This is a genomic window from Streptomyces sp. NPDC017520 (assembly GCF_044329855.1).
Classification (GTDB): domain Bacteria; phylum Actinomycetota; class Actinomycetes; order Streptomycetales; family Streptomycetaceae; genus Streptomyces.
This window is the reverse complement of record NZ_JBIRKB010000001.1, coordinates 320,957-337,814: the sequence shown is the minus strand read 5'-3', so window position 1 is coordinate 337,814 and position 16,858 is coordinate 320,957. Positions and strand designations below refer to the sequence as shown.

Annotated in this window: 16 protein-coding genes and 1 riboswitch; of the genes, 8 read left to right on the top strand and 8 right to left on the bottom strand. The window is 70.2% G+C overall.

Translation table 11 applies throughout. From position 1 onward, the window contains the following. Positions 1-111: 111 nt before the first annotated feature. Positions 112-1,410: a sugar ABC transporter substrate-binding protein gene (locus tag ACH4KB_RS01540; RefSeq protein WP_398062517.1), complete on the bottom strand. Its 1,299-nt coding sequence runs from the start codon at positions 1,408-1,410 to the stop codon at positions 112-114. Positions 1,411-1,689: 279 nt separating this feature from the next. On the opposite strand from ACH4KB_RS01540, the gene ACH4KB_RS01535 reads away from it, so the two are divergent. The 7 genes from ACH4KB_RS01535 to ACH4KB_RS01505 all read left to right on the top strand — a co-directional run bounded on the left by ACH4KB_RS01535 (position 1,690) and on the right by ACH4KB_RS01505 (position 10,577). Further along, positions 1,690-2,454, top strand: a complete 765-nt coding sequence (locus tag ACH4KB_RS01535) for a GntR family transcriptional regulator (protein WP_007458216.1) — start codon at positions 1,690-1,692, stop codon at positions 2,452-2,454. 547 nt (positions 2,455-3,001) lie between these two features. Further along, positions 3,002-5,227: a carbon starvation CstA family protein gene (locus ACH4KB_RS01530; protein ID WP_398062515.1), complete on the top strand. Its 2,226-nt coding sequence runs from the start codon at positions 3,002-3,004 to the stop codon at positions 5,225-5,227. After that, complete coding sequence (locus tag ACH4KB_RS01525) at positions 5,224-5,427, top strand: YbdD/YjiX family protein (protein ID WP_398062513.1); 204 nt, start codon at positions 5,224-5,226, stop codon at positions 5,425-5,427. Before ACH4KB_RS01530 ends, ACH4KB_RS01525 begins: the two co-directional genes overlap by 4 nt. Before the next feature lie 135 nt (positions 5,428-5,562). Further along, positions 5,563-6,264 carry a hypothetical protein gene (locus ACH4KB_RS01520; protein ID WP_398062511.1) on the top strand — a complete coding sequence of 234 codons (702 nt, stop codon included), beginning with the start codon at positions 5,563-5,565 and terminating at the stop codon, positions 6,262-6,264. Positions 6,265-6,312: 48 nt separating this feature from the next. Then, positions 6,313-6,822, top strand: a complete 510-nt coding sequence (locus tag ACH4KB_RS01515; protein ID WP_398062509.1) for a GNAT family N-acetyltransferase — start codon at positions 6,313-6,315, stop codon at positions 6,820-6,822. 52 nt (positions 6,823-6,874) lie between these two features. Beyond that, a riboswitch (cobalamin riboswitch) is annotated at positions 6,875-7,011 on the top strand. Between the two features lie 135 nt (positions 7,012-7,146). After that, positions 7,147-9,561 carry a ribonucleoside-diphosphate reductase subunit alpha gene (locus tag ACH4KB_RS01510; protein WP_398062507.1) on the top strand — a complete coding sequence of 805 codons (2,415 nt, stop codon included), beginning with the start codon at positions 7,147-7,149 and terminating at the stop codon, positions 9,559-9,561. Further along, positions 9,561-10,577: a ribonucleotide-diphosphate reductase subunit beta gene (locus ACH4KB_RS01505; protein WP_056700676.1), complete on the top strand. Its 1,017-nt coding sequence runs from the start codon at positions 9,561-9,563 to the stop codon at positions 10,575-10,577. Before ACH4KB_RS01510 ends, ACH4KB_RS01505 begins: the two co-directional genes overlap by 1 nt. Positions 10,578-10,600: 23 nt before the next feature. Here ACH4KB_RS01505 and ACH4KB_RS01500 read toward each other — a convergent pair whose 3' ends face one another. Further along, positions 10,601-10,816 carry a hypothetical protein gene (locus ACH4KB_RS01500; protein ID WP_398062505.1) on the bottom strand — a complete coding sequence of 72 codons (216 nt, stop codon included), beginning with the start codon at positions 10,814-10,816 and terminating at the stop codon, positions 10,601-10,603. A gap of 81 nt (positions 10,817-10,897) precedes the next feature. Between ACH4KB_RS01500 and ACH4KB_RS01495 the strand changes: the two genes are divergently transcribed. Next, entirely contained in the window at positions 10,898-11,878 is a 981-nt protein-coding gene (locus tag ACH4KB_RS01495) for a helix-turn-helix domain-containing protein (RefSeq protein WP_398062503.1), read from the top strand. A 43-nt stretch (positions 11,879-11,921) separates the two neighbouring features. Here the strand turns inward: ACH4KB_RS01495 and ACH4KB_RS01490 are convergent, their stop codons facing one another. From ACH4KB_RS01490 to ACH4KB_RS01465, 6 genes are all read right to left on the bottom strand, one after another. Further along, on the bottom strand, positions 11,922-12,659 hold the full coding sequence (locus ACH4KB_RS01490) for a D-Ala-D-Ala carboxypeptidase family metallohydrolase (protein WP_018959147.1): 738 nt from the start codon (positions 12,657-12,659) through the stop codon (positions 11,922-11,924). Between the two features lie 168 nt (positions 12,660-12,827). Further along, positions 12,828-13,466 carry a peptide deformylase gene (gene def / locus ACH4KB_RS01485; protein WP_398062501.1) on the bottom strand — a complete coding sequence of 213 codons (639 nt, stop codon included), beginning with the start codon at positions 13,464-13,466 and terminating at the stop codon, positions 12,828-12,830. A gap of 115 nt (positions 13,467-13,581) precedes the next feature. Beyond that, entirely contained in the window at positions 13,582-14,577 is a 996-nt protein-coding gene (locus ACH4KB_RS01480; RefSeq protein WP_018959149.1) for a hypothetical protein, read from the bottom strand. Positions 14,578-14,875: 298 nt separating this feature from the next. Next, positions 14,876-15,196: a mycothiol system anti-sigma-R factor gene (rsrA, locus tag ACH4KB_RS01475; protein ID WP_398062499.1), complete on the bottom strand. Its 321-nt coding sequence runs from the start codon at positions 15,194-15,196 to the stop codon at positions 14,876-14,878. Beyond that, positions 15,193-15,849 (bottom strand): sigma-70 family RNA polymerase sigma factor, encoded by a 657-nt coding sequence (locus ACH4KB_RS01470; protein ID WP_274033149.1) that lies wholly within the window; start codon positions 15,847-15,849, stop codon positions 15,193-15,195. The genes rsrA and ACH4KB_RS01470 overlap by 4 nt, the downstream gene beginning before the upstream one ends. Positions 15,850-16,171: 322 nt before the next feature. After that, complete coding sequence (locus tag ACH4KB_RS01465; RefSeq protein ID WP_398062497.1) at positions 16,172-16,813, bottom strand: alpha/beta family hydrolase; 642 nt, start codon at positions 16,811-16,813, stop codon at positions 16,172-16,174. Between the last annotated feature and the right edge of the window lie 45 nt (positions 16,814-16,858).

Sequence of the window (16,858 nt, the reverse complement as noted above, 5' to 3'; positions counted from 1 at the left end):
CTGACCTTCCATCGCGGGTCCGGGGCGGGCCCCGGAATTCACGGCGTTCACTTGCGGGAAAGGAACGGGGGCCCGGCGCTGGCGCCGGGCCCCCGCCTGGCGATCGGAAGGTCAGGCTTCCTTGTTGATCAGCGCGTTGATCTTGTCGTCGGCCTTCTTGGTGGCATCGGCGACAGAGGAGCCCTTGACGATCTCGAGAAGCAGGTTCTCGAGGATCTCCTCCTTCTCGATGGAGGCCCAGCCCGGCGCGATCGGCGTGAACCAGGCGTCCGGCACCGCGTTGGCGATGGCGGCGGTCTCCGGCTTCGCCTTCAGCGGCTCAAGCTGCTTCTCGTTGTTGGGGAGGATGTTCTTCGACGCGAGGACCTCCATGGACTTCGCGTTGGTGAAGAGGGAGATCCACTCCTCGCCGAGGTCCTGGATCTTGGACTTGGAGATCGTCGCGAGGTCCGAGCCGCCGATGAAGGACGGGAGGGCCTTGCCCTCGGGGCCGGGCATACCGGCCGTGGCGATCTTGCCCTCGAGCTTCGGGTTGCCGTTCTCGCCCGTGGTGACGCTGCCGGCCTCCCAGGCCTGGCCGTAGATGACCGCGGCCTTCTCGTTGGCCATGACGTTGGCGTGGTCCTGCTCGTCCTTCGTCACGTCGGCCTTGTTGTACTTCTTGACCAGGTCGACGTAGTGCTGGATGCCCTTCTGGGCCTCCGGGCTGGACAGCGACGCCTTCCACTCCTTGCCGCCCTCGTCGTACTTGGCTATCTCGCCACCGTAGGCGGCGACGTAGGACATCGCGGCGTACCAGTAGCGGCCCGGGAAGTAGAGGGAGGAGGCGCGCTTGTCCTTCTTGCCCAGCTCGGCGGAGACCTTGTCCATCGCGGCGAGGAACTCGGCCTCGGTCTGCGGGAGGGCGTCGCTGCCGGTGCCGGCCTTCAGCATGTCCTTGTTGTACACGGCCAGACGGGCGCTGGCGTAGTAAGGAACGCAGTACGTCTTGCCCTCGAAGGAGCACGTGTCCTTCAGACCCTTGATCCAGGTGTCCGAATTCTCGTACTTCTTGGGGTCGATTTCTCCGAGCGCACCATTGAGGATGTACTGCATGGTCTCGGTATTGCCGAGTTCCACGACGTCCGGGAATTTATCGCCACCGAGGGCGGTGTCCAGCTTCTTGACCTTGTCGGCCCACTGCTGGTACTGAACGTCGACCTTGACGCCCGGGTACTTCTTGTTGAACTCGGCGTTGACGTCCTTGACCAGCTCCGGCCAGGTGGACTGGGCCTCGCCCATGAGCCAGACGGTCAGGTTCTCCTTGCGGTCCTTCGGGTCCGCGGACGACTTCTTGTCGTCCGAACCACACGCCGCGACCGAAACCAACATGCCCGCGACACCGATAGCCGCGATGAGCTTGCGCTTCACGTCAAACCCTCCTCAGGGATGCTGCAACCCCACCCACCGCGAAGACATTCGACGAGTTCTGCTGGGGCTGGACCTGGTCTTTAATGGTTTAGACCAGTACCGGGAGCTTGGCCTAGACCTTTAGGGGTGTCAAGGGTGTATAAGAAGTGCACTCGCGTCCGTTATAGGACCGACACCTAAGGGAGGGCGACGACCCGTGACCGGACCGTGCCACCATGTGAGCCGCGACAGACGGAGGAGCCGGTGACGGCAGCAACGCAGCAGTCGGGAAGGCGGGCCATGGGCGCCGACGGGGGCAGTACGGGGAGCGAGACCGGTGCCGGTACGCGCACAGCGCGCGTACCGAAGTACTACCGGCTCAAGCGGCATCTCCTCGACATGACGGACACCCTGCCGCCCGGCACCCCCGTGCCGCCCGAACGCACCCTGGCGGCCGAGTTCGACACCTCGCGCACCACCGTGCGCCAGGCGCTCCAGGAACTGGTCGTCGAAGGCCGGCTGGAACGTATCCAGGGCAAGGGCACCTTCGTGGCCAAGCCGAAGGTCTCCCAGGCCCTCCAGCTCACCTCGTACACCGAGGACATGCGGGCCCAGGGACTGGAGCCGACGTCCCAACTGCTGGACATCGGCTACGTGACGGCGGACGACACGCTCGCCGGTCTGCTGGACATCTCGACGGGCGGCCGGGTGCTGCGCATCGAGCGGCTGCGGCTCGCCAGCGGGGAGCCGATGGCGATCGAGACCACGCATCTTTCGGCCAAACGCTTCCCGGCGCTGCGCCGTTCGCTGGTGAAGTACACCTCGCTCTACACTGCGCTCGCCGAGGTGTACGACGTGCGCCTCGCCGAGGCGGAGGAGACCATCGAGACCTCGCTCGCCACCCCGCGTGAGGCGGGGCTGCTGGGCACCGACGTGGGGCTGCCGATGCTCATGCTGTCCCGCCATTCGGTGGACGGCCAGGGCGAACCGGTGGAATGGGTGCGCTCGGTGTACCGGGGCGACCGGTACAAGTTCGTGGCCCGCCTCAAGCGGCCGACGGACTGAGCACCACCACGCCACGGCGCGGTACGCACACGGCGGTGGCCCGGGGACGAACTCCCCGGGCCACCGGCCGTTTTCGGTCACGCGGGGTGCGTCAGCGCAGTTCGAGGTCGGTCTCGATGACGCTGTACGGGTACGGGAGCACCTGGTCGCTCGCGGCGGTCAGCAGGGCGGCGTCGGCCGGGTCGAGCTCCAGGTCCGCCGCGCCCAGGTTCGTCTCCGGCCGCGCGGGCGGCCGTCCGCGGCCCGCTGCCTGGGCGATGCGGTGGTGACAGTCAACCGCCAGTCAACTCGCGGTCCTTCGCGCGCCGTCCGGTGCCCGTCCCGGCCGCGACGGCAACGGGCTGACCCCGCAGGAGGACGAGTCGCTGTCCCTGCTGGCGAACCGCGCCCCGGTCCGGGTGAACCGAAACGCGTCGGCATCCGTGTCCCCGTGCGATACATCACCGTTGCCGGACCGCAATACGGACAGGGGGTGACGCTGGGCGGACCCGTCCCTTAGATTTCCTGCCCATTGCACCGGTGATCAGCGAGGGGACGGAGTCACCACATGGCGGAAACACCCACACCAACACCATCGGCACCACAGGCGCCGGGGAAACGGGGCCTCTCCCCCAGGTCCATCGTGGTCTGGAGCCTGGTCGCCCTGGTCGGCGCCGCCGGCTGGGCCACCCTCGCGCTCTCGCGGGGTGAGGAGGTCTCCGCCGCCTGGATGCTGGCAGCGGCCCTCGGCTCGTACGCCATCGCGTACCGCTTCTACTCCCGGTTCATCGCCAACCGGGTCCTGAAGGCCGACAAGAACCGCGCGACCCCCGCCGAACGGCTGGACAACGGCGTCGATTTCCACCCCACCGACCGCCGGGTCCTGTTCGGCCACCATTTCGCCGCCATCGCCGGGGCGGGGCCCCTGGTCGGCCCGGTGCTCGCCGCGCAGATGGGCTATCTGCCGGGCACGATCTGGCTCGTCGTGGGCGTCATCTTCGCCGGCGCCGTCCAGGACATGGTGACGCTCTTCTTCTCCACCCGTCGCAACGGCCGTTCGCTCGGCCAGATGGCGCGCGACGAGATCGGCCCGGTCGGCGGGATCGCCGCCCTGGTCGCCGTCTTCATCATCATGATCATCCTGCTCGCGGTCCTCGCGCTGGTCATCGTGAACGCGCTCGCGCACTCGCCGTGGGGCGTCTTCTCCATCGGCATGACGATCCCGATCGCCCTCTTCATGGGCGTCTATCTGCGCACCCTGCGGCCCGGCAAGGTCAGCGAGGTCTCCTTCATCGGCGTCGCGCTGCTGCTCCTCGCGATCGTCTCGGGCGGCTGGGTCGCCGAGTCGTCGTGGGCGGACTTCTTCACGCTGGAGCCGGGCACACTGGTCATCTGGATGATCGTGTACGGGTTCTTCGCCTCCGTGCTCCCCGTCTGGCTGCTGCTGGCCCCGCGTGACTACCTCTCCACCTTCATGAAGGTCGGCACGATCGGGCTGCTGGCCCTGGGCGTGGTCGTCGCCCTGCCGACCCTGAAGATGCCCGCGGTCACCGACTTCGCCTCCAGCGGCTCGGGCCCGGTCTTCGCCGGCTCGATGTTCCCGTTCGTCTTCATCACCATCGCCTGCGGCGCGCTCTCCGGCTTCCACTCCCTGGTCTCCTCCGGCACCACGCCGAAGATGGTCCAGAAGGAGACGCAGATCCGGATGATCGGCTACGGCGCCATGCTGGTCGAGTCGTTCGTGGCGATCATGGCGATGATCGCCGCCTGCATCATCGACCCCGGCCTCTACTTCGCCATCAACGCACCCGCCGGCGTGATCGGCGACAGCGTCCAGTCGGCGTCCCAGGCCGTCGCCAACTTCGGCTTCACCATCACCCCGGACGCCCTGGCCCAGGCCGCCAAGGACGTCGAGGAGGCGAGCCTGCTCTCCCGGACCGGTGGCGCGCCCACGTTCGCGCTCGGCATGGCGGAGATCTTCTCCGCGGTGGTCGGCGGGACCGCGATGAAGGCGTTCTGGTACCACTTCGCCATCATGTTCGAGGCGCTCTTCATCCTCACCACCGTGGACGCCGGCACCCGGGTCGGGCGCTTCATGCTCCAGGACATGCTGGGCAACGTCCACAAGCCGTTCCGCGAGGTCAGCTGGAAGCCGGGCGTCTGGTTCGCCAGCGCCGTCGTGGTCGGCGGCTGGGGCTACTTCCTCTGGGTCGGCGTGCACGACCCGCTGGGCGGCATCAACCAGCTGTTCCCGCTCTTCGGCATCGCCAACCAGTTGCTGGCGGCCGTCGCGCTGGCCGTCTGCACCACTCTGCTCGTCAAGTCCGGTCGCCTGAAGTGGGCGTGGGTCACCGCGGTCCCGCTCGCCTGGGACGTGGCGGTCACCCTCACCGCGAGCTGGCAGAAGATCTCCTCCGACGACGTCAAGATCGGTTTCTTCGCCCAGCGCGACAAGTACCAGGCGGGCATCGACGCGGGCGAGGTGCTGGCCCCCGCGAAGAGCATGGACGACATGCGGACCGTCGTCACCAACTCCACCGTCGACGGGGTGCTGAGCGCGCTCTTCGCGCTCCTCATCATCGTGGTGCTCGTGGACGCCGGGCGGGTCTGCTACAAGGCCATCCGCGATCCGGAGAGCGTCAAGCTCCACGAGACGCCGTACGTCGAGTCCAAGCTCGTCGCCCCGGCCTCGCTCTTCGCGACGAAGGAGGAGAAGGCCGAACTGGTCGCCGCCGGAGTCGGCCCCGAGGGCGGCATCCGCAAGGAGGCGGCGGAGACGGGGAGCCGGACATGACGGTCGCGGACGTACGACGGGTGGCGGGGAGGATCCGCTGGTACGTCCGTGAGCTGACCGGCGAGTCCACGTACGACCGCTATGCGGCGCACGCGAGGACCCACGATCCGGACACGCCGGTGATGAGCCGTCGCGCCTTCGAACGCAGCCGCATGGACGCCCGCGAGGCGGACCCCCGCGAGGGCTTCCGCTGCTGCTGAGCACTGTCCGGCCGGATCTCGGGCCGCCGCACCCCTTCCAGGGGCGCGGCGGCCCCTTTTCGCACCCCCGCACGGGCTCGGGCGCCGCTCGATTTCCCGGTGCGCGGAGCCCTCACCGTACGAAAGGATGTGCCCATGACATCGCACCCCTGGCTGCCCCGGCTCCGCCCCGTACTCACGACCTTGGCGCTCGCGCTGAGCCTGGCGGCGACGGGCTGCGGCACCGAGGTGGCGCCCGGCGCGGGGGCGGCGCGGAGCGGATCGGCGAACCCCGCGCCCGACCGGGCGGAGCTGGAGGCGCGGGCCAGGGCCGTGCAGACCGTCGCGGAGCACGTGTGGGTGACCGAGGTCCCGGGGTACACCCTGGCCCGCCAGTCGGTCGGGGTGATCGGCGACGACGGGTTCGGCAGTGTCTACACCACGCCCGACGGCGGGCAGATCCAGCTGCGGGTGGAGCGCCGGGCGCACGCCGGGGCCGACTGCACGAAGATACCCGCGCCCGACGGCGGCCAGGAGCCGCCGGCGACGTGCGAGCGGGACGGCGAACAGTGGTACCGGTCCACGGAGTCGGGCCACGCGTACGCGCGGGAGCAGGGCGGACTCGTGGTCACCGTGAGCGGGGCGCCCGGAGAGGTGGACCGGGCCACGCTGCGATCGGCGGCGCAGGCCGCCCACCGCGCCGACGACCACGAGCTGGACCAGGTGCTGCCGCCGGCCGACGAGGCCGCGGGACGGCAGCCGGCCGAGGAGGCTCCCGCGCGGCAGCCGGTCGAGCGCGGCGACCTGCCGCCGGAGGGCGACGGCGCGCCCAACAACGACGTGGGAGTGGGTGGCTGACAGGGGAACGAGCGGCTGACGTGGAACTGACGTGGGAGCGAGTGGCTGATGGATCTGACGATCAGGGCGGCGGAGTCCGGCGAGTACGCCGTCCTCGGCGGGATCATCGCCGAGGCGTATCTCGGCGACGGGCTGCTGGACGGCCCGCAGGACCCGTACCTGCTCAAACTGCGAGCGGTCGGACAACGCGCGGCCGAGGCCGAGGTCCTCGTCGTGCTCGACGTGGACGGGGCGGTGCTCGGCGGCGTGACGTACGCCGCACCCGGCGCCCCGTGGCGTGACATCGCCGGTCCGGACGAGGCGGAGTTCCGGATGCTGGCGGTGGCCCGTGAGGCGCGCGGACGGGGCGTGGGAGAGGCCCTCGTGCGGGCGTGCGTGGAGCGCGCCCGGTCCGCGGACGGCGTGCGGGCCCTGGTGCTGTCGACGCGGCCGACCATGCTCGGGGCCCATAGGATCTACCGCCGGCTCGGCTTCGTACGGACCTCCGAACGGGACTGGGAACCGGTGCCGGGACTACGGCTCATGACCTTCCGGCTGGAGCTGGAGGCGCCCTCCTGAGGGGCTCGTTGAATCGTCGCGACACAACATGTGGGGGCCGCTTCACCCGGCGGCCCCCACATGTATGCTCGACCTCGCTGTCGCCGCAGGGGAATCCGGTGCGAATCCGGAACTGTCCCGCAACGGTGTGATCGGTGTGCTTCTGCGCACCCGCAAGTCCGAGGACCTGTCGACAGCGCGTCCGGCTCGACCGAACCGGACGCCAGACGTCCGGGTCTCGCGGATAGGCCGGTGGACGCCGTCAGCTGTGCTGCCCTGCCCCGGGTTTCGCGCTGCCCGGCTTCCCCGCCTGCCGCCGGCCCCTGCCGAGCGAGGGAAAGCCCAGTGACCATCGCGCCCGCCGATCCGGTTTCAGCCACCGAATCCGCTGCCTCCACCACGTCCGGAGCAGGCACGAACGACGGACCCGGGACCGCCCTGCTGCGGACCCTGACCGACCTCACCGTCGATCTTCCCGACACCGACCCCGGACGGGTCGCCGCTGCCGCGCTGCGCGGACGCAACGCCCGCTCCGACGAGGCGGAGCTGCGCTCGCTGGCCACCGAGGCCGCCGCGGGGCTCATCTCCGAGGACCCGGCGTACTCCCGGCTCGCCGCCCGGTTGCTGACGCGCACGATCGCGGACGAGGCCGCGGGCCAGGGCGCGACGTCCTTCTCCGCCTCGGTCGCCGTGGGCCACCGCGAGGGCCTGATCGCCGACCGCGCCGCCGCGTTCGTCGCACTCCACTCCGCCTCCCTCGACCAGCTCGTCGAGCAGGCCCTGGCGGACGGCGCCGACGACCGCTTCGGCTACTTCGGTCTGCGGACGCTGCACAGCCGCTACCTGCTGCGCCACCCGATCACCCGGCAGGTCATCGAGACCCCGCAGCACTTCATGCTGCGCGTGGCCGCGGGCCTCGCCGAGGACGAGTCGGTGCGGGCGCTGGACGAGGTCGCCGCGCTCTACGGGCTGATGAGCCGGCTGGACTACCTCCCCTCCTCCCCCACGCTCTTCAACTCCGGCACCCGCCACCCGCAGATGTCCTCCTGCTACCTGCTGGACTCGCCCAAGGACGAGCTGGACTCGATCTACGACCGCTACCACCAGGTGGCGCGGCTCTCCAAGCACGCGGGCGGCATCGGTCTGTCGTACTCCCGCATCCGCGCCCGGGGTTCGCTGATCCGGGGCACCAACGGGCACTCCAACGGCATCGTGCCGTTCCTGAAGACGCTGGACGCCTCCGTGGCGGCGGTGAACCAGGGCGGCCGGCGCAAGGGCGCGGCGGCGGTCTACCTGGAGACCTGGCACGCGGACATCGAGGAGTTCCTGGAGCTCCGCGACAACACGGGCGAGGACCAGCGGCGTACGCACAACCTGAACCTGGCGCACTGGATCCCCGACGAGTTCATGCGCCGGGTCGACGCGGACACCGAGTGGTCGCTGTTCTCCCCCGCCGACGTGCCCGAGCTGGTCGATCTGTGGGGCGACGCGTTCGACGCGGCCTACCGGGCGGCCGAGGCCAAGGGCCTGGCCCGCAGGACGATTCCCGCGCGTGAGCTGTACGGCCGGATGATGCGGACCCTCGCGCAGACCGGCCAGGGCTGGATGACGTTCAAGGACGCCTCCAACCGGACCGCGAACCAGACCGCCGAGCCGGGCCGGGTCGTCCACTCCTCGAACCTGTGCACCGAGATCCTCGAAGTCACCGACGACGGTGAGACGGCCGTCTGCAACCTGGGTTCGGTCAACCTCGGCGCGTTCGTGGCGGACGGCTCGATCGACTGGGACCGCCTGGACGCCACGGTCCGTACCGCGGTGACCTTTCTGGACCGGGTCGTCGACATCAACTTCTACCCGACCGAGCAGGCCGGGCGCTCCAACTCCCGCTGGCGGCCGGTGGGCCTGGGCGCGATGGGTCTCCAGGACGTCTTCTTCCAGCTGCGGCTGCCGTTCGACTCCCCCGAGGCCCGCGCGCTCTCCACGAAGATCTCCGAGCGCATCATGCTGGCCGCGTACGAGGCGTCCTGCGACCTCGCCGAGCGCTCCGGCCCCCTGCCGGCCTGGTCGGAGACCCGGGCCGCGCGCGGTGTGCTGCACCCCGACCACTACGACACCGAGCTGAACTGGCCGGAGCGCTGGGACGCCCTGCGCGCCCGGATCGCGAAGACCGGCATGCGCAACTCGCTGCTGCTGGCCATCGCGCCGACCGCCACGATCGCCTCGATCGCCGGGGTGTACGAGTGCATCGAGCCGCAGGTCTCCAACCTGTTCAAGCGCGAGACGCTCAGCGGTGAGTTCCTCCAGGTCAACGCCTACCTGGTGGACGAGCTGAAGCAGCTCGGCGTGTGGGACGCCCGCACCCGCGAGGCGCTGCGCGAGGCGAGCGGCTCCGTGCAGGGCTTCGCCTGGATCCCCGACGACGTACGCGCGCTGTACCGCACGGCGTGGGAGATCCCGCAGCGCGGTCTGATCGACATGGCGGCGGCCCGTACGCCGTTCCTCGACCAGAGCCAGTCGCTCAACCTGTTCCTGGAGACGCCGACGATCGGCAAGCTCTCCTCGATGTACGCGTACGCCTGGAAGCAGGGGCTGAAGACGACGTACTACCTGCGCTCGCGCCCGGCGACCCGGATCGCCCGTGCCGCGTCCGGCCAGGCGTCGGCCGCTGCCCCCATCCCCGTACAGCAGGCGTCGGCTCCCGACGCGGACGCCATCGCCTGCTCCCTGGAAAACCCCGAGTCCTGCGAGGCCTGCCAGTAATGAGCACCAACGACGACAAGAACCTGCTCGACCCGGGCTTCGAGCTGACCCTGCGTCCCATGCGCTACCCGGACTTCTACGAGCGCTACCGGGACGCGATCAAGAACACCTGGACCGTGGAGGAGGTCGACCTCCACTCGGACGTCTCCGACCTCGCCAAGCTGTCGCCGGGCGAGCAGCACATGATCGGCCGGCTGGTGGCGTTCTTCGCGACCGGTGACTCGATCGTCTCCAACAACCTCGTGCTGACGCTGTACAAGCACATCAACTCCCCCGAGGCGCGGCTGTACCTGTCGCGGCAGCTCTTCGAGGAGGCCGTGCACGTCCAGTTCTATCTGACGCTGCTGGACACCTATCTGCCCGACCCGGACGACCGGGCGGCGGCGTTCGACGCGGTCGAGGAGATCCCCTCGATCCGCGAGAAGGCGCAGTTCTGCTTCAAGTGGATGGATTCGGTCGAGAAGATCGACCGGCTGGAGACGAAGGCCGACCGCCGCCGTTTCCTGCTGAACCTGATCTGCTTCGCGGCCTGCATCGAGGGACTGTTCTTCTACGGCGCGTTCGCGTACGTGTACTGGTTCCGCTCGCGGGGTCTGCTGCACGGTCTCGCCACGGGCACCAACTGGGTGTTCCGTGACGAGACGATGCACATGAACTTCGCGTTCGAGGTCGTGGACACCGTCCGCAAGGAGGAGCCGGAGCTCTTCGACGACGCGCTGGAGCAGCAGGTCACCGACATGCTGCGGGAAGCGGTCGAGGCGGAGCTGCAGTTCGGCCGCGACCTGTGCGGCGAGGGCCTGCCGGGCATGAACACCGAGTCGATGCGCCAGTACCTGGAGTGCGTCGCCGACCAGCGGCTCGCCCGCCTCGGCTTCCCGACGGTGTACGGCTCGGAGAACCCGTTCTCCTTCATGGAGCTCCAGGGCGTCCAGGAGCTGACGAACTTCTTCGAGCGCCGCCCGTCCGCGTACCAGGTGGCTGTGGAGGGCTCGGTCGGGTTCGACGACGACTTCTAGACCCTCCGGGACCGAGGGGGCTCTCAGACCCTGGCCCAGCTTCTGAGGTAGGGGCGCCGCTCAGCCGTCACGGGCTGTGCGGCGCTCCGCGTTTCCGGGGGCCCGGCGGCCCGCCGCCCCCGTTCCGCCTCCCGCAGCTGGCGGTCGATACGGCGTTCGCGGGCGACGCCGAGCGCCACGGGTGCGAGGACGAGGGCGAAAAGTGCTGCTACGACCAGGTAGTTCAGGAATGTGTTCATGCCTCTACTCTGGACCGCCGGACCGAGAATCATCAGTGGCAGGACTGCCATGGGACATCAAATAGCTGCCACACTCACCCCATGCTGACCAATGTCGCCGCCCTCCTCCTCGATGAGGTCCACCCTTTCGAACTCGGCGTCCTGTGCGAGGTGTTCGGCCTGGACCGCAGCGACGACGGCCTGCCGGTGCACGATTTCGCGGTGGTCTCCGCCGAGGGCCCCGTCCTGAACACCCACGCGGGTTTCACCATCTCCACGCCGCACGGCCTGGAGCGGCTGGAGGAGGCCGACCTCATCGCCGTGCCGGCGGGCAGCCACTTCATGCGGCGGGAGTATCCCGAGGAAGTGCTCGACGCCCTGCGCCGGGCCGTCGCGCGCGGCTCACGGGTGCTGAGCGTCTGCTCGGGGGCGTACGTCCTGGGCGCGGCCGGGCTGCTGGACGGCCGCCGCTGCACCACGCACTGGCGGCACGCGGCGGAGTTGTCACGGCGCTTCCCGAAGGCCGTCGTCGAGCCGGACGTGCTGTACGTGGACGAGGGCGCGGTGATCAGCTCGGCGGGGACCGCCGCCGGGATCGACGCGTGCCTGCACCTGATCCGGCAGGAGTACGGCCAGGAGGCGGCCAACACCCTCGCCCGGCGGATGGTGGTGCCGCCGCACCGGGACGGCGGGCAGGCGCAGTACATCAGCCGCCCGCTGCCCCGGAGCTCCTGCGACACGGTCGGCTCGACGCTGGCCTGGATGGAGCAGCACCTCGACCAGGAGATGAGCGTGGAGCAGCTGGCGGCGCTGGCGCACATGTCGCCGCGCACCTTCGCCCGGCGGTTCCAGCAGGAGACCGGGACCACGCCCTACCGGTGGCTGCTGCGGCAGCGGGTGCTGCTGGCCCAGCATCTGCTGGAGACGTCCCAGCTGACGATCGACACGATCGCGGGGCAGACGGGGTTCGGTACGGCGGCGACCCTGCGACACCAGTTCGTCCGGTCGCTGGGCACCACACCGAACGCCTACCGCCGCACCTTCCGGGGCCCGGCGACCACCTCCGTGCCCGACGTCGCCTGAGCGCGCCGGGCACGATCACCGAGTGCCGGTCATCCGAGGTGTGTCAGATACCGCAGCTGGGCGCCGACCAGAAGCGGCTGGGGCCCTGGTTGACGTGCACGTGGTCGTTGTGGCCGCTGTAGCCCGGGCCGAGGATTCCCCGGAAGCCGTGGTAGCGGGCCTGCTTGGCCAGCGTGCACAGCGAGTGCGGGGAGGCGCCGAGGTCGACCGCGTCGCCGTACATGTGGCGGCTGTTGGAGGCTCCGCCCACGGCCGCGTTGCAGGAGACGGAGCGGAAGCCGCTGGTGACCCGGATGGACTGGTCGCCCAGCGCGTGGCGCAGTGCCTCCAGCTTCCACATGCTGCTCAGCGCGTTGGCCTTGGCCGTGCCCGCCGCGACCTTCCCGCCGGCCCAGGTGCTGTTGCACTTGTTGAGCTCGGGGTACGTGAAGTGGATCGGCGTGCAGTCGTTGTCCTGGAGCGCGTAGAGCTTGGACTGGGTGGCGGGACCGGCGATCCCGTCGGCCGCCAGGCCGTAGGCCGCCTGGAACCGCTTGACGGCGGCGGTGGTGGCGGGGCCGTAGGAGCCGTCGATGGCGAGCACCGCGTTGTAACCCGGGTAGCCGGCCACCCGGATCTGGAGCTGGGTGACATCGTTGCCGGTGGCCCCGGCCTTCAGGGTGCGGTTCCAGGTGTAGCAGCCGTCGGCCTGGGCGGTGCCGGCGGTCAGGACCGCACCCCCCAGAGCGAAAGTAATGGTCATGACAAGTCCGAGCAGAACGCGTGCGGTGCGTCTCAGCACAGGGGTCTCCCTCTGAACGTCACGGTCGGTATGCAGGCGAGCCTGGCCCAGACAGCTACGCGCGTCAACTACCTCTGGGGAAAATGCAGTTATCTGCCAGGGGGTGGAGCGGGAACCGACAGGGGCCCGGCACCGGCCAACCGGTACCGGGCCCCTGCTGGAGCGTCCTCAGGCGTTCGGGACGACCTCGTAGCGCGGAGTGCCCTCGTCCATCTGCCGCAGCGCGTCCTTGCGCTCCCGCTTGGAGAGCCGGTCGATGTACAGGTAGCCGTACAGGTGGTCCGTCTCGTGCTGGAGGCACCGCGCGAAGTAGCCGCTGCCGCGCACCTTGACCGGATTGCCCTGCGCGTCCTGCCCGCGTACCACCGCGTAGTCGGGGCGGGCGAGCGAGGCGTACGCGGTCGGGACCGAGAGGCAGCCCTCGTTGGAGTCGTCCAGCACCCGCGCCTCGGGGGCCAGCTCCTCCAGGACCGGGTTGCAGATGACGCCGGTGTGGCGCACCCCGTCGTCGTCGGGGCAGTCGTAGACGAAGACCTTCAGGTCCACGCCGATCTGGTTGGCGGCCAGGCCGACGCCCTCGGCCGTCTTCTGGCTGGCGAACATGTCGTCGATCAGCCGCGCCAGCTCGTCGTCGAACGCGGTGACGTCCTTGCACTCCTTGTGCAGCACCGGGTTGCCCACGACCGTGATCGGACGGGAGGTGCCGCGCTCGCGGTAGGCCGCCTCGCGCTCCTCGCAGTCCTCCGTGTCGACGAGGAACCCCTCGTCGTCCACGTTGATCCGCCCGTCCATCTCCTGCTGCGACATGTCCGCCGTACGCCTTCCTGCAAAACCTCAGACTCGGTGACCCGAGAGCCCCGGATACCCGGGCGCTCGGAGGAACAGCACCGCGATCGGTGCGCGTACAGCCTACGGGCAGAGGTCAGCAGACTTCTTCGAGATCCCGCCACTCACGGCTGTCCGGGCTGTCGGCGACCCAGCCGTCCAGCAGCCCGCGCACCAGCCCGGCGGGGGCCGCGAGACCGCACTCCCGCTCCGGGACCCACAGATCTCCGGCGCCGGCGGTGCGGTGGCCCAGCGGCCCGGGGTGGCCCGGCTCGCTGTGATCGTGCGGGTCCAGGTGCTCCCCGTCGCCCTCGTCGCTCTCCATCCGGCTCTCCGAGCACGCCCGGCACAGCAGCCGCACGGAGGAGGACCAGTCCTCGGCGGCGAACCCGGCGTCCGAGGCCAGCTTCTCCAGCGCGTCCCGGTCGTCCTCGGTCGCCGCCTCCAGCAGCACCACCCAGGTCGGCACCGGCGAGGGAGCCCACAGCTCGATCTCGTCGAACACCGGATACGAGGGCCCGGCCGCGGTGACCCGCTCGCCGTTGGGCACCCCGTCGTGCAGGACGACCTCGCCCCAGCGCCGCCCGGAGGACGGCAGCGGGATCGAGAGCACCTCGATCCGGGCCGGGTCGAGCCGGCGGCCCCAGACCACCTCGGCCTCGCCCTCCGGCGAGAGCCGAACGGCGGCACTGCCGAGCTCCATACCGGTCGGCTCGGTGGTGGCCGCGCTGTGCTGACCGCCGCCGGGGACCTTCAGGCCGTACGCCTGCCAGGCCCGCCGCGCCAACGGCCAGTCCTGGAGGGCGGTGGCCGCGATCCCCACGTTCCACCAGTCCGGCGCGCCCGACTCCCGGTCGAGCAGCGCGACGGCCCGCAGGCCCGCCGCCCTCGCCTGCTCCCAGTCGTGCCGGAACTTGTGCAGCAGCGCCAGATTGAACCAGGACTCCGAGAGCCAGGGTTCCAGATCCGCCGCGCGCGTCAGCAGCGCCCCCGCGTCCTCGTACCGGCCGTCGCCGATCAGCGTGAACGCGCGGTCCGTGGCCTGCCGCCAAGAGGCGGACGGCCGATGCCGTACCTTCCCGAAGATCCTCACGATTCCCGCCTGTCCCGACTGGACACCCTCGTCATTCGCTCTGCTTTCGCATCCAACCATGCCCGGCCGGACGCCCGCTCATTACCCATGGGTTACCCAGCTCCGGCCGGAGCCAGACCGCCCGCGCGAGGGCGCGTCCCGGAGTCACGGCCACCGGTTGCCGGTGGCCCCGCCCGACGCCGGGGCCGAGCCGCTCCAGCGCCGCCCCGGACATGCGTGGGCCGCTGTGCCCGGGCGATCGGGGCACAGCGGCCGTCCCACCGGACCTCAGGGATCCGCCGGTGCATCTGCGGGTGGACTACTCGGCGGCGGACGCCGACCGGTCGGGGTCCCGCACGGTCACATCCTGCTCGGGCACGGCCTCGCCGGCCCGGATCAGGTCGATCCGGCCCATCACCTTGGAGCGCAGGTCGGTCGGGACGTCGTCCTGGCCGCAGCAGCGCTTGACCAGCTTCTTCACGGCCTGTTCGAGGCCGTACTTCTCCAGGCACGGGGAGCACTCCTCGAAGTGCACCTCGAACTTGGTGCAGTCGCCCTCGGGCATCTCCCGGTCGAGGAACTCGTAGAGATGGTCGAGTACCTCCGAGCAATCCGTCTCGTGCGGCTCTCCGCAGCTCATGAGGCCGAGCCCTTCCGATCGTCCGAGCCACCGGCGCCGGCCGCGACGAGCCCGCGCTCACGGGCGTAGTCCTCCAGCATGCCGCGCAGCTGGCGGCGGCCACGGTGCAGCCGGGACATCACCGTACCGATGGGAGTCCCCATGATGTCCGCGATCTCCTTGTAGGCAAAGCCCTCGACATCGGCGAGATACACGGCGATGCGGAACTCCTCGGGAATCGCCTGGAGCGCCGACTTCACGTCGGAGTCCGGGAGATGGTCGAGCGCCTGGGACTCCGCCGAGCGCAGACCGGTCGACATGTGCGACTCGGCCCGTGCCAGCTGCCAGTCCTCGATCTCCTCGGCGGCGCTGCGCTGGGGCTCCCGCTGCTTCTTGCGGTACGAGTTGATGAAGGTGTTGGTCAGAATGCGGTACATCCACGCCTTGAGGTTCGTACCCTCACGGAACTGGTGGAAGGAGCCGTACGCCTTGGCGTAGGTCTCCTGGACCAGGTCCTCGGCATCGGCCGGGTTACGCGTCATGCGCAGCGCGGCCGAGTACATCTGGTCGAGAAAACCGAGGGCGTCCCGCTCGAAGCGCGCGTTGCGCTCGGCGGACGTCTCCGGTGCACGGCCGTCGTCGGTCCCTGTGTCGGTCCCAGTGACCGGACCCACCTCCTCCAACGATGTGGCGGAGCCGAAACCGGACCCGCTCGCATCGGAGAATAGTCGACCTTGCTTCGAGACGGGCTGTCGATCAACACCGCCCGGCGGCCGCTCGTGGCCGGTCCTGACCGCAGGCAGCACGGTCCACTCCAGGTCAGCGGCGTTCGAGCGGCTGGGGCAGATGGTCGAACCCATGCGACGGACTCCCTCTCCCCGTTGTCCGGGGTACCACGTATCTGTACCGACGTCCCGAACAACAGCGCCTCCGGGCGGAGCATTCCCGGGCCTGTGCCACGTGCGTGAGGCCCGGGTCACCCCGGGGCGGATCCGGTCATCCGAGTGACGCGATCCATCCGGCCACCGCGTCGGTGAGGACGCGCATCGTCTGCTCCTCGGTCGCCCCGGACCTCTTCGGCACCGCGAACCCGTGGTCTCCGTGGTCCACTTCGGCCAGCTCGTACGGGCCGGGCGGGAACTCGTCGGGCCGGCCGAAGGGATCGTTGCCGCCCTGCACCACCAGCGTGGGCACGCCCGCCCCCAGCAGTTCGTCGGCGCGGGACTTCTCCGGCTTGCCCGGAGGGTGCAGCGGGAAGCTGAGCGCGAGGACGGCGGCCGCGCCCAGCTCCGTCGCCGTACGACAGGCGACCCGGGCCCCGGCGCTGCGGCCCCCGGAGACGACGGGAAGCCCGGGAGCGGCCAGGGCGGGCCACAGACCGCGCCAGCCGGTGTCCAGGGTCTTCGGGGCGGGCGCGACCTTCTTTCCGGCCACCCGCCAGGGCTGCTCCACCAGGGCGACGGTGACGCCGTGGCCGGGCAGGGTCGCGGCCAGGGCCTTCAGGTCGCGGGCCTCGATGCCGCCGCCCGCCCCGTGGCTCACGGCCAGGACGAGGCGGGGAGCGGGCGCTCGGACCCAGGTGATCCGGGCCTCACCGGCGTCGGTGGTGACGTTCTGTGTACGTGGTTGACGGCTCACTCCGCCATCCTCCCCCGCGCGCCGCCCGGCTCCCGAGCGCCGCCC

What these genes read in the sequence shown, in the direction of transcription:
- ACH4KB_RS01535 (WP_007458216.1), top strand. Translation starts at nt 1,690, where the DNA reads ATGGGCGCCGACGGGGGCAGTACGGGGAGCGAGACCGGTGCCGGTACG.
- ACH4KB_RS01530 (WP_398062515.1), top strand. Translation starts at nt 3,002, where the DNA reads ATGGCGGAAACACCCACACCAACACCATCGGCACCACAGGCGCCGGGG.
- ACH4KB_RS01525 (WP_398062513.1), top strand. Translation starts at nt 5,224, where the DNA reads ATGACGGTCGCGGACGTACGACGGGTGGCGGGGAGGATCCGCTGGTAC.
- ACH4KB_RS01520 (WP_398062511.1), top strand. Translation starts at nt 5,563, where the DNA reads ATGACATCGCACCCCTGGCTGCCCCGGCTCCGCCCCGTACTCACGACC.
- ACH4KB_RS01515 (WP_398062509.1), top strand. Translation starts at nt 6,313, where the DNA reads ATGGATCTGACGATCAGGGCGGCGGAGTCCGGCGAGTACGCCGTCCTC.
- ACH4KB_RS01505 (WP_056700676.1), top strand. Translation starts at nt 9,561, where the DNA reads ATGAGCACCAACGACGACAAGAACCTGCTCGACCCGGGCTTCGAGCTG.
- ACH4KB_RS01500 (WP_398062505.1), bottom strand. Translation starts at nt 10,816, where the DNA reads ATGAACACATTCCTGAACTACCTGGTCGTAGCAGCACTTTTCGCCCTC.
- ACH4KB_RS01495 (WP_398062503.1), top strand. Translation starts at nt 10,898, where the DNA reads ATGCTGACCAATGTCGCCGCCCTCCTCCTCGATGAGGTCCACCCTTTC.
- def (WP_398062501.1), bottom strand. Translation starts at nt 13,466, where the DNA reads ATGTCGCAGCAGGAGATGGACGGGCGGATCAACGTGGACGACGAGGGG.
- rsrA (WP_398062499.1), bottom strand. Translation starts at nt 15,196, where the DNA reads ATGAGCTGCGGAGAGCCGCACGAGACGGATTGCTCGGAGGTACTCGAC.